General features: G+C 42.9%; 10 protein-coding genes and 4 tRNA genes. 13 read left to right on the top strand and 1 reads right to left on the bottom strand.

What is annotated here, in order from left to right:
* Positions 1–338: 338 nt before the first annotated feature.
* Positions 339–1901, top strand: a complete 1563-nt coding sequence (gene mviN / locus COV43_01750; protein PIR26400.1) for a murein biosynthesis integral membrane protein MurJ — start codon at positions 339–341, stop codon at positions 1899–1901.
* 243 nt (positions 1902–2144) lie between these two features.
* Here mviN and COV43_01755 read toward each other — a convergent pair whose 3' ends face one another.
* A complete protein-coding gene (locus COV43_01755; protein PIR26408.1) occupies positions 2145–2933 on the bottom strand; it encodes a nucleoside triphosphate pyrophosphohydrolase in 789 nt (262 codons plus the stop codon).
* A gap of 154 nt (positions 2934–3087) precedes the next feature.
* Between COV43_01755 and COV43_01760 the strand changes: the two genes are divergently transcribed.
* The 12 genes from COV43_01760 to tuf form a co-directional block, all read left to right on the top strand.
* Entirely contained in the window at positions 3088–3540 is a 453-nt protein-coding gene (locus tag COV43_01760) for a hypothetical protein (protein PIR26401.1), read from the top strand.
* A gap of 9 nt (positions 3541–3549) precedes the next feature.
* Positions 3550–4539: a phosphate starvation-inducible protein PhoH gene (locus COV43_01765; GenBank protein ID PIR26402.1), complete on the top strand. Its 990-nt coding sequence runs from the start codon at positions 3550–3552 to the stop codon at positions 4537–4539.
* Positions 4536–7019 (top strand): hypothetical protein, encoded by a 2484-nt coding sequence (locus COV43_01770; protein ID PIR26403.1) that lies wholly within the window; start codon positions 4536–4538, stop codon positions 7017–7019. Before COV43_01765 ends, COV43_01770 begins: the two co-directional genes overlap by 4 nt.
* On the top strand, positions 6997–7353 hold the full coding sequence (gene ybeY, locus COV43_01775) for an rRNA maturation RNase YbeY (protein PIR26404.1): 357 nt from the start codon (positions 6997–6999) through the stop codon (positions 7351–7353). The genes COV43_01770 and ybeY overlap by 23 nt, the downstream gene beginning before the upstream one ends.
* A complete protein-coding gene (lnt, locus tag COV43_01780) occupies positions 7350–8936 on the top strand; it encodes an apolipoprotein N-acyltransferase (protein PIR26405.1) in 1587 nt (528 codons plus the stop codon). Before ybeY ends, lnt begins: the two co-directional genes overlap by 4 nt.
* Entirely contained in the window at positions 8927–10030 is a 1104-nt protein-coding gene (locus COV43_01785; GenBank protein PIR26406.1) for a peptide chain release factor 2, read from the top strand. Before lnt ends, COV43_01785 begins: the two co-directional genes overlap by 10 nt.
* Before the next feature lie 16 nt (positions 10031–10046).
* Complete coding sequence (locus tag COV43_01790) at positions 10047–10796, top strand: 23S rRNA (guanosine(2251)-2'-O)-methyltransferase RlmB (GenBank protein ID PIR26407.1); 750 nt, start codon at positions 10047–10049, stop codon at positions 10794–10796.
* Positions 10797–11004: 208 nt separating this feature from the next.
* Positions 11005–11080 (top strand) — tRNA-Thr (locus COV43_01795).
* 85 nt (positions 11081–11165) lie between these two features.
* Positions 11166–11248 (top strand) — tRNA-Tyr (locus COV43_01800).
* A gap of 93 nt (positions 11249–11341) precedes the next feature.
* A tRNA-Gly gene (locus tag COV43_01805) sits at positions 11342–11415 on the top strand.
* An 82-nt stretch (positions 11416–11497) separates the two neighbouring features.
* Positions 11498–11570 (top strand) — tRNA-Thr (locus COV43_01810).
* Positions 11571–11625: 55 nt separating this feature from the next.
* Positions 11626–12244: elongation factor Tu (tuf, locus tag COV43_01815; GenBank protein PIR26409.1), on the top strand; the 619-nt coding region annotated here is incomplete at its 3' end.

The raw sequence follows: 12244 nt of genomic DNA on the forward strand, positions 1-12244 counted from the left end.
CTCTTCTTCGCCTAAATGCGCATAGTTCTTCATAAGCACTCGAGTTAGCATAACTTGCCTTCCACTCCCAAGTGTTGCACTTACTTCTTGAACTTATACGGTTCCCCATGGTATAACATATTGATATTGCTGGCAGTTCTGGCACCCCTCTAAAAGCATCCATTATTTTCAGCTGGAACCTTGTTTCTGCGCAAAACCATTTTTAATATCAAAAGTTCCCATGTTCAAAAAAATACCAGCATTTTCTTCTCTTCATCCAGTCTTGAGACATCCCTTGCCATTTCTTTTTAGCCACGATAGATACGCTTCACTTTTTGGCTCCGACACCCTTAACCATTATGAACGAAGAAAATCGGCAGATTAGCAGGCGTACGGGCGTGGTGAGTTTTTTCACCTTGCTTTCTCGTATTTTGGGTTTGGTGCGTGATGCGGTTTTGGCCTTTGCCTTTGGTGCCAGTTACGTTGCCGATGCCTTTTACGTTGCCTTTCGCATTCCCAATTTGCTTCGGCGTTTTGTGGCCGAGGGTGCGCTCACCGCAGCCTTTGTTCCACTTTATACCGAATACCTCAAGCGCTCACGCAGCGAAGCCAAAGCCATTGCCAATATTGTGTTTACGCATTTGTTGCTTCTTCTTGTTGTCTTAGTCATTGTGGGAATCATTTTTGCACCGTGGCTTGTAAAGCTTATTGCATGGGGATTTGCGGATGATCCCCAACAATTTGCCCTCACGGTTTTTCTGACGCGTTTAATGTTTCCGTATATTTTTCTGATTAGCTTAGTTGCACTTGCGATGGGAGTTTTAAATTCACTCAAACATTTTGCTGCGCCTGCAGCCTCGCCCATTTTGTTAAACCTTGGAATTATTTTTGGAGCCGTAGGCCTCAAGTATTTTTTTGAACTTCCCGTTGTTGCTGTTGCCGTGGGAGTATTGCTGGGTGGGGTTTTGCAGCTTGCCCTTCAAATTCCAGTTTTGATGAAGGAAGGCATGTTTCCTTCATTCAACTTCAACTTTCGCGATCCCGGCTTAAAGCGGCTTTTGTTTCTCATGGGCCCATCAGCTTTTGGTGCGGCAGTGTATCAAGTGAATGTACTGTTTGTCACCTTGCTCGCATCTTTTCTTCCCACCGGAAGCGTTTCATATTTGTGGTATGCAGACAGAGTTTCAGAATTTCCACTTGGCGTGTTTGCCATTGCGGTTGCAACGGCATCTCTGCCAACGCTTTCGGCGTTTGCAGCCGAAAAAAATATGGAAGCTTTTCGAAATGTGTTGAGCTATTCGCTTCATCTTACTTTTCTCATTGCCATTCCAGCTTCTGTTGGTTTGCTTCTGTTGGCGCATCCTGTTGTTCAACTTCTTTTTCAACGCGGAGCTTTTACACCAGCAATGACAGAGGCTACAGCTCTTGCCCTGATGGTGTTTGCACTCAAAATTCCTTTCGTGGCAGCAGTCAGAAATGTGGTGCCAGCTTTTTACGCTCTGAAGGATACAAAAACGCCAGTGGTTGTTGCGATGGTTGATGTCATCGTAAATTTGCTGTGCGGTCTTTTTTTGATGAAACACTTTGCACACGTAGGGCTTTCCATGGCGTTAGTTATTTCGGCAATCGTTAATTTCCTTTTGCTCTGTGCACTCCTTCGAAGAAAACAAATTCACCGTGCCCCCATTAACTACAGAGGCCTCACCCGCATTTGCATAGCCAGCGCAGCAATGGCGGTAGTGGTAGGGATAATGCGAATGCTATTAACAGGAATGTTTGCAGCCGGAAAAATACAAGCCATGCTGGCTCTGTTACTGATCATTATCCTTGCAGTGTTTGTCTACCTCACCACCACCTATTTCCTCCACAAAGAAGACTTCAAGTCCCTCATCCATATGTTTGGAAGAAAGCGTCGCGCGTAATTTTAAAAAGATAAAAGCAAACATCCTTATTGAAATCAGAAGCGAAGCGGTACTGATTTTCAACTCGGGAAAAAGATTTTGCGAAAAACTTTGTGAGAGCGCACTTTTGAGGCCTTCATCTCTCTGACAGCTTTAAAGAAAACGATGAAGGCCGAAATGTTGGATGAAATTTCCGCGGCGCTTGAGCGGAAATTTCAGAGCGACGCAAAGTTTTTCGCAAAATCTTTTTCCCTCAATTCAAAATCACTTCCCGGAGTGGAGTTTTGCTTGTTGCCACAAATCTTCAAGCTCTCGCTCGCTCAGTGTTGAAAGTTCTGCATCAGCATTTTTTTCCATCCACGCAAAGCCTTGCATGCAGCGCACATTTGCTTTTCGCAGTGCTGTTTCAGCATTCAAACCTAAGTGTCTTCCCGCTTGCGCAAGGGTAAACAGCACGTCGCCAAATTCATGCTCAATAGCTTCAGCATTTTTTTCAGCTTGAGCTTCTTCAAGCTCGAGCACTTCTTCTTCCAGTTTTGCAAAAACACCTTCAGTGTTTTTCCAGTCGAAGCCAACGCGCGAAGTTTTTTCACCAATGCGATGTGCTGCTAAGAGAGAAGGCAAGTGTTTTGGAATTCCACTTAAGAGTGTTTCGTCTTTTGCTTTTTCTTTTTTCTCGGCCTGCTTGATAGCTTCCCAATTTTTTAAAACGGTTTCACTGTCTTTTGCTTCAACATCTGCAAAAATATGAGGATGTCTGCGAATGAGCTTTTCGCAAATGCCATTAATCACATCGTCAATGGTGAAACGATTTTCTTCACGTGCCATTTGAGCATAGAAAACAACTTGCAAGAGCAGATCGCCAAGTTCTTCCTTGAGCTCCGCAAAATCTGCGGCTTCGATGGCATCCACCACTTCGTAGGCTTCCTCAATGGTGTGTGCCGTAATGCTCTGATAGCTCTGCTTGAGATCCCACGGACAACCCTTTTCAGGGTGGCGAAGCAGGGCCATGATTTCGGTGAGTTGTGCGAATCCACGTTGTTTAAGCTGCATAGAATATCCTTTTTGAGGGAATGAATGGTTTTGCGTCAGAAATACGTGGAAGCGTTCTGCTTGAAAAGAAAAAATAAAAACCAAAGAATATCAAGAGCTTAACCCCCTTTAAAAGGCTTGGTTTTTGAGGTCTGCTTCTGTACACTACAGAGATATGATTTTATTCAGAAATTCCTACTTTTTTACCACTTCGGGGCTTGATCACTTTATCGTCACCCACGATGTAAAGGCCTTGATTGCCGAAGGAAATGTTGATCAGGGCGTGGTGCATATTATCGTGCCCAAGGCTGGAGCTTCAGTGATGCTTGCTGAAGACATTCCAGAAATAAAAGAGGCAGTGAAAAAAATGTTTTCTGTTTTCGAATCGCTCTCCGACGAGAAAGCAAAAAACAAAAGAAAAGAAGAACTGGAACTTTTCCCGCGCTTGCAGTCGACGATGTTGGGAAGGCAGCTTTGCATTCCCATTCAAAACGGAAAGCTTGTCTTGTCGCCATTTGAAGATATTATCCTGCTCGATTTTGAAGCGCTTGCAGGAAGACGAGAGTGCGTTATTCAAGTGATGAGTGAATCAGCTCCAGCGGAAGCTCCGCAACAGCAACGGATGTAAAGGAGAAGCATGTACAGAAAAAAAGAAAGTGTTCAACAAGACTTGGAACAAAAAATACATTTTCAGAAAAATGAAATTGCGAGAGAACTTTTTGGACCTCATGATGAGCATGTGAAATTTTTAGCAGAAAAGTTGGGTATTCGCGTTCATGTTCGAGGAACGCAGTTAACCTTGTTGGGAAAAGCGCACGATGTAGAAGGGGCAAAGAAAATTCTTCAAACGCTTTATCTCCACATTCAGAATGGAAAAAGTATTATGAGTTCTGAAATTGAGGATGCGATTAAAATGATGTTACGTGACGAAAACACAAATGTTGAACATGTTTTTGAAGATATTATTTTTCAAACTTCAAAAAAAAGAAGCTTGAAGGTGCGGAATGCTGCGCAAAGAAAATACCTTGAGCTGATGCACAACAAAGACCTTGTGTTTGCAATTGGACCAGCAGGAACAGGAAAAACATATATTGCAGTTGCTGTAGCATTAACCCATTTGCTAAAACGAAAAGTTTCAAAAATTATTCTCACCAGACCAGCCGTTGAAGCAGGTGAAAAATTGGGTTTTCTTCCGGGTGACCTGCAAGACAAGGTGAATCCCTATTTGCGGCCGTTGTATGATGCGTTGTATGACATGCTTGAACCTTCTAAAGTGGATGAGCTTTTACAAAACGATACCATCGAAGTTGCACCTATTGCGTTTATGCGTGGAAGAACTTTGAACAATGCCTTCATCATTTTGGATGAGGCGCAAAATTGTACGTATCAGCAAATGAAAATGTGTCTCACCAGAATGGGAGCTGATTCCAAAATGGTGATCACGGGAGACATTACTCAAATTGATTTGCCAAAAGGCGAATCTTCAGGCTTGTTGGAAGCGAAGAAAATTTTAAGCCACATTCCAAGTATTGCCTTTCACGAATTTGAAGACGAAGACGTAGTTCGACATGAACTTGTTCAAGATATTGTAAACGCCTATCAAAAACATGAAGTGAAACAAAAATGAAAAAAATTCAGGAATTTTTAAACTCTTTGATTCAACTTCCTTCTCAAGCTAAGAAAAAAAGCGAGAGGGGTTTTCTTGATTATTACTTTCAATATCCACTTGTAAAATGGTGCGCGGTTCTTTGTTTGGGAATGGCCATCACGTTCATCACTACCTTTTCATTTCAGAGTATTCCAAAAACATTGCAGCTTGGTTCTATTGCAACACAAGATTTTAAAGCCGATCGCAGTTATGAAATTGTGGATGAAGATGCTACAAAAAAATTAAGAGACGAAGCCAGAGCCGCTGTGATTCCATTGTATGTTTTTGATGAAAGTCTCAAGTTTTCAAAAGTGGAAAAAGTTCATAGCGCATTTCGCGAAACCAGAGCAAAAGCATATGACATGGCATTTTTCCATGCGAAAGAAAAAAAGCTGGATAAGAAATCGTTTGTCCTTACCGAAAATGACAAAGAAGTTTTAAGTGAACTCTTCACAAAACATTTTGGCATTAAACCAAACGCCGAGCAATGGACTATGTTGGTGAAAGAACGTTTTAGTTCACGTGTCGAAACCATGCTTGTGCAACAGCTTGAAGAGGCTATGGACGCACCACTTGTGAGTGATAAAGCAAGTTTAGAGAGCAATAAAGATACCGGAATTATTGTTCGCAAAAAACAAGGTATAGGTTCAAGTGCTGTTGTTCTTGGAGAAACAAAAGTAAATAATGTTTTAAAAATTTCCTCGGTAGACGAAGTAAAAGCAAAGCTTCAAAAAAAATCACTTCCAGCTCAAGGGCTTTATACACGACATTCCATCCCAAAAATAATTGATCTTGCAGCCTCGCTTGTAGAAGCAAATTGTATTTTCGCCAGACAGGAAACTGAAGAGCTGAAAGAAAAAGCAGCGCAGAATGTTAAAAATGTCATTATTAAAATATCTCCGGGGGAAATTATTATTCGCCATGGAGCACGCTTTGAACCGTGGCATCACAAGGTTTTAAAGGGAATTCAAAAAGAAAGAGGAAAGGGTACTTATCCTTACGAATTTTTTGGAACCTTGTTGTTGGTGATGCTTGTGCTTGTGGTTCCTTTTTATGTGGGAGAAAAATTTCTCACTCGTTTCCATCCCAACACTTCAGATTATTTGCTCATGGCGAGTGTTGCCCTTATCTGTCTTTTTGTGCTCAGAATTTCGCTTATTCTTTCTCCCGCCATTACGCAGGCACTGATGTTTTCTCTTCCCGAAAAAGCGCTGATTTACGCCATTCCTTTCTCTGCCGCGGTGATGTTGATAAGAATGTTTCTCTCCATTGAAAGCGCTCTCATTTTTGCCATTCCCATGACAGTGTTTTCTGGTTTGTTTGTAGAAACTGGCGTGAATACGGTTGCCTTTGTTCTCATCAGTAACTTTGCGGCCATCATTATGATGAAGCATATTGATCGCCGAACCATGATCATTCGCGCTGGTGCAGCCGTTGGTCTTTTTAGCGCGCTTACTATGTTGGGTTTGAAGTTTATTTCCATTTCTTCTGTTGAAGAATCTTCAACCGCTTCTGATATTTTTTGGTTTATGACGTTTGCTTTTTTCGGAGGTATAACCAGCTCAATTGTAACCATGATTTTTCTTCCTATTTTGGAATCTGTTTCGGGTTATGTCACCGATATTAAATTGCTTGAACTTGCAAATTTAAATCATCCTCTTCTTCGCGAACTCATTGTTCAAGCTCCAGGAACTTATCATCACTCGCATTTAGTGGGTATGTTGGGTGAAGCAGCGGCAGAGAAGATTGGAGCAAACTCTTTGTTGGTAAGGGTTTCCGCCTACTACCATGATATTGGAAAAATGAAAAAACCATCCTATTACATCGAAAATACAAAAGGCGAGTCGAAGCACGATAAACTTTCTCCGCATATGTCTGCACTGATTGTTGCCTCTCATGTTAAAGATGGACTGGAGATGGCGAAGAACGCAAAAATTCCAAAGTCAATTATGGATATGATTCCACAACATCATGGAACAAGAATGATTAGCTTTTTCTACAAAAAAGCAAAAGAGCTTGCAGATCCTAATTTGCAAAAAGTGAATCGAGAAGACTTTTGTTATCCTGGACCAAAACCACAAACAAGAGAAGCCGCCATTATGATGCTTTCTGATGTGGTGGAGGCTTCCGTGAGATCGCTGAAAGAAAAAAGTGCTACGCGCATTCAGCAAATTGTGCGACGTTCCATCACCGATGTGTATACCGAGCGCCAACTAGATGAATCAGAACTAACCTTGAAAGATTTAAATGACATTGGTAAGGCTTTCGTGCATATTCTGCTTGGTATTTATCATGAACGTGTTGAATATCCCCGAGATACACTTCTAGAGCGACAAGAACATCAAGAGTATACAGAGAAGGAGAATCAGCTTGAGGTTTCTGATTCAGAATCAACATCCAAAGAAGATCGCGTGGGCAAGGTCAGCCGTCTTGACCATGCTCGCAAAAATTCCCATTAAAAAAATTCAAGGCAAAGATGCTGTAAGCCTCATTTTCACCGACAACAAAACCATTTCTCACCTTGCAGCTACATTCAAGCATAAACCGGGAGCCACTGATGTGCTTTGTTTTCCGGCCGATGATGTTTGGGACGAAACTGCAGGTGAAATTGTGATTTCACTTGATACCGCAAAGGCTCAAGCCAAGGCGCGAGGTGTTAAGCTTCAAGATGAAATAGTGTTGTTGGTTATTCACGCACTTCTTCACCTTCAAGGTTTCGACGATCAAACCGAAAAAAAATACAGCGCGATGAAAAGGAAAGAAGCCGAATTTTTTCTTCAGGTGCTCTCATGACATTAACTCAAGTTCAAAAATATCTTCTTTCGTGTTTGAGTGGATTGCTTATTAGCTTTTCACTTCCGCTTTCCATTGGTGGCCATCCGCTTCCGTGGCTTGGTTTTTTAGCATGGATTGCTTTAGTGCCAATGTTGCTTGCAACTCAAAACGAATCTCCAAAAAGCACGTATCGATTTTCGTTTATCACCTTGTTTCTTTCGTTCAGTATTTCTCTTTCGTGGACGTATTATGCCATGCACAATTTTGGAGGAATGAGTTCGCTTGCCAGTATACTTACTGCACTTTTGCTTTCTCTTCTTATGGCGGCTCTTTTGGCGTTAGCTCCTTTTACGGCAAAATACTTACAACGAAAAACAGGACAAGAGTACATTGTCTTGCTTCCCGTGTGTTGGGTCGTCTTTGAGTTTGTGCGCACCTTTTTTCCGTTTGGTGGATTTCCTTGGGCTGATCTTTCGCTCTCACAATCACCGTTCATTCACTTCATTCAATTTGTCGATATTACGGGAGTGTATGGGCTGTTGTTTTTTATTGTCTGGATAAACCAAATCTTGTCCGAATTCATTTTGCACCGTTTTGGGATGAAGCAAAGTTTCCTCAAGCAAAAAATAACCTTAAGCATTTTTTTTCTCGTTCTCGTTTTTGGATATGGTGTGTATCAAGTGCAGACTTTCGCAAGCGTAACGCAAGGTGCACCTCGTCTAAAAGTTGGTTTGGTTCAGGCGAATATCCCTCAAGATAAAAAATGGGATGAAAAGTTTATGGTGACAAATCTTTTTCTTCATCAGGAGATGTCGCGTCAACTGTTTAAGGCAAACACAGATCTTGTCGTTTGGCCGGAAGCTGCCTTCCCACAAATGTTTCCCGAGGCAGTGAGTTCATTTCCGCCAGAAGTGTTTGGCATTCCAAAAACAAAAGATGAGGCCTATCTTCTTTTTGGTGCGCTTACGACCGATGATCATCAACATCTTTTTAATTCAGCGGTTCTCATCGATGAAACGGGAAAAAAGAAAGCAGTTTATCACAAGCAACACCTTGTTCCTTTTGGAGAATATATTCCATTGGCAAATGTTTTTCCATTTTTGCACAAGCTTTCGGTTCCCGTTGGTGATTTTGAAGAAGGCAGTGGAAGAAGTGTTTTGCCTCTTTCGATGGGAAGATTTAGTGTTGCCTCTCTCATTTGCTTCGAGGGAGTTTTTCCGCAAATCAGCCGTCGTCAAGTAGATGCGGGCGCATCCCTTTTGGTAAGCCTCACCAATGACGCTTGGTATGGACCCAGCAGCGCGCCACATCAGCATTTGGCACACACCGTTTTTCGTGCGGTTGAAAACAAGCGTTCCTTAGTAAGAGCTGCAAACACAGGATTTTCCGCCGTTGTTGATCCGCTTGGTCATATTTTGCAGAAATCTCCCTTGTTTGATCAATCCCTTATCGTTTCCGATGTTTCCCTCATCGAAGCAAAAACGCTTTATACCAAGCTTGGCGACTGGTTTCCTTGGTCGTGCGTTGCGTATATAGCCATTGCATTTCTTTTCTCCTTTATTAAAAGGCGTGGCTCTGGAGAAAAGAGTGTATGGGTGTAAAAGAAATTACAGAACGTCTCGAAGGTTATCGAAAAAAACTTGAAGACCTTTCCGTGCAATTGCGCATCTCTGAAAAAAAAGATCGGCTTGCATACCTGCAACAAAAAGCTCAAGAGCCAACTTTTTGGGATGACACCAAATCAGCCAAAAAATTATCTCAAGAAACAGATGACCTCAAGTTGCTTCTCGATCTTTTTGCCGAGCATCAAGATCATATCGATGATGTTGAAGCTCTTCTCGAACTCTACAAAGAAGATACAAGTCAGGAAGATTTTTTGCGCGAAGCAGAAGATTTGCTTCAAACGCTTCATACTGGTTTTGAGCAAATCGAATTTCGCAAAATGCTCTCTAATGATATCGATCGCAGCAATGCGCTTCTCAACATCAACGCAGGAGCAGGTGGAACAGAGTCGTGCGATTGGGTTTCAATGCTGTATCGCATGTACGTGCGTTGGGCCGAAAGAAAAGGCTATCAGGTGGAAACGCTTGATTTCACTGAAGGAGACGGCGCCGGGTTTAAAAGTGTAACGCTCTCCATTCAAGGAACTTATGCTTATGGTTACTTGAAAGCTGAAAATGGTGTGCACCGCCTTGTGCGCATTTCACCGTTTGATGCCAACAAGCGAAGGCATACTTCATTTGCTTCGGTGCATGCTACAGCCGACATTGAAGACGATATCGAAGTAGAAGTGAACATGGAAGATGTGCGCGTCGACACCTTTCGTGCAGGTGGAAAGGGCGGACAGCACCAAAACAAAACTGATTCAGCAGTTCGTTTTACGCATCATCCAAGCGGTATTGTTGTTTCGTGTCGTTCCGAAAGAAGCCAGCATCAAAACCGAGATCGCGCCATGCGGATGTTGAAGTCGCGTTTGTACGAATTGGAACTTGAAAAACGTTTGGCCGAAAAAGAAGCAACAGAAAAACAAAAAAAGCGTGTTGAGTGGGGTTCGCAAATTCGCTCGTATGTGATGCAACCCTACCAGTTGGTAAAAGACCATCGCACCAATCATGAAGTAGCAACCGTGGATAAAGTGATGGATGGCGATCTTGATGAATTTATGAAGGCCTACCTTTTAGAATATTCCGAATAGCAACGACGAGAAGATCATGAAAAAAACAGAAATCATTTGTGGAAAAAATGCGGTGACAGAATTGCTTCGCGCAGGAAAAAGAAAATGCCATGAAATTTTTCTTGCTGAAGGAAGAAATGAACACGCACTTGCCGATCTTTTGCATTTTGCTGAGGCAAAGAAAGTTACCATTCATTCGATTCCACGAAGAGAATTGGACAAGCTTTCGTCTCTTGAAAAGCATCAGGGTGTGGCCGCAAAAGTAGAACCATTTGTGTACAGCGACGAAAAAGAAGTGCTTCGCAGCATTTCCGGAAGCAATACTCTTTTTCTTCTTTTGGATGGCATTATCGATCCGCAAAATTTGGGTTCACTGCTAAGAACCGCTCACCAACTTGGCGTTGACGCGGTTTTTCTGCCCAAGGACAATTCAGCGCCCATCGGACCTGCAGCTGCCAAGGCATCGGCCGGAGCGATAGAGTACTTGCCCATTGTTCAAGTAGTAAATCTCACAAGACTCCTTAACGTGCTTAAAGACAAGGCTTTTTGGGTTTATGGAGCTGATGCTTCCGAAGAGTCGCGTTCTCTCTATACCTGCGACTTCAAGCAAGGAAATGTGGCCTTGGTGATGGGTTCCGAAGGCAAGGGGATGAAACGGCTTGTGGGGAAATCTTGTGATTTTCTGGTGGAAATTCCCATGAAGGGAAAGCTCGATTCGCTCAATGTTTCGGTTGCGGGTGCTGTGATTTTGGCCGAAATTATGAGGCAAAGAATTCCTTCTTCATAGAGCGTATTTCTGGCTTGTCATTTCACTGAAAGTGCTTGACAGACATATCTTTCTCACCTAGAAGGTGCCCACTTTAAGTGGGGGAGTTTGCTCGTTTTTTTCACCTCCGCAGAAAAACTAAAGGAAGAACAAGGACTAAGACCTCTTTTCTTAAAGTTGGTAGAAGCAGGTTTAAGAAGGATGGAGAGGTGTTCTTGTTGTGTTTTTTGCTGGCGTAGCTCAGTTGGTAGAGCAGCTGACTTGTAATCAGCCGGTCGGGGGTTCGACTCCCTTCGCCAGCTCAAGAAGGGCAGTTTGTAGTTTGGAGTTTTTAGTTCGTAGTTCAGAGTTAACTAAAAACTACAAACTATAAACTAAAAACTGTTTTTCGGAGGGATGCCCGAGCGGCCAATGGGAACAGACTGTAAATCTGTCGGCAATAGCCTACGATGGTTCGAATCCATCTCCCTCCACATGATGGAGGGTAGTTTGTAGTTCATAGTTAGCAGTTTTTAGTTAGATCTCACTAAGAACCATAAACTAAAAACTATAATCTACTGTAAATCGCGGGTGTAGCTTAGTGGTAAAGCTCCAGCCTTCCAAGCTGGTCACGAGGGTTCGATTCCCTTCACCCGCTCAAGAAGGGCAGATTCTAGTTTTTAGTTCGTAGTTTTTAGTTAACTAAAAACTAGAAACTAGCAACTTAAAGACTGCAGTTCATCGCCGGGATAGCTCAGTCGGTAGAGCGCATCCATGGTAAGGATGAGGTCACGGGTTCGATTCCCGTTCTCGGCTCAGAATGCAAAAATTGATTTTATTGAAATATCATTTGTGAAAACGGAGGCAGTATATGAGTAAGGGGAAATTTGAGAGAACGAAACCACATGTTAACATCGGAACGATAGGTCACGTAGATCATGGTAAGACGACGTTAACGGCCGCGATCACGAAAACGCAAGCAGGTTTGGGTTTAGCGGAGAAGATGGATTTCGATCAGATCGATAAAGCACCAGAAGAGCGTGAGCGCGGAATTACCATTTCAACAGCGCACGTAGAATATGAGACAGCGAATCGTCACTATGCCCACGTCGATTGTCCAGGCCACGCTGACTATGTGAAAAACATGATCACTGGAGCAGCTCAGATGGACGGAGCAATCCTTGTGGTGAATGCGGCAGATGGTCCGATGCCACAAACCAGAGAGCACATCCTTCTTGCACGCCAAGTAGGAGTTCCTCGAATTGTAGTGTTTTTGAACAAATGCGATACGGTTGACGACGCAGAGCTTTTGGATCTGGTAGAACTCGAAGTGCGTGAGTTGTTGACGCAGTATAATTTTCCAGGAGATGAAATTCCAATCATTCGCGGCAGTGCCTTGAAGGCGTTGGAAGGCGAAGAGAGTGAACTCGGAACCCAATCAATAGCTCGTTTGTTGGCAGCGTGTGATGAATACGTTCCAGAGCCAGTTC

This window comes from Deltaproteobacteria bacterium CG11_big_fil_rev_8_21_14_0_20_42_23 (genome assembly GCA_002796345.1).
Lineage (GTDB): Bacteria > UBA10199 > UBA10199 > 2-02-FULL-44-16 > 2-02-FULL-44-16 > 1-14-0-20-42-23.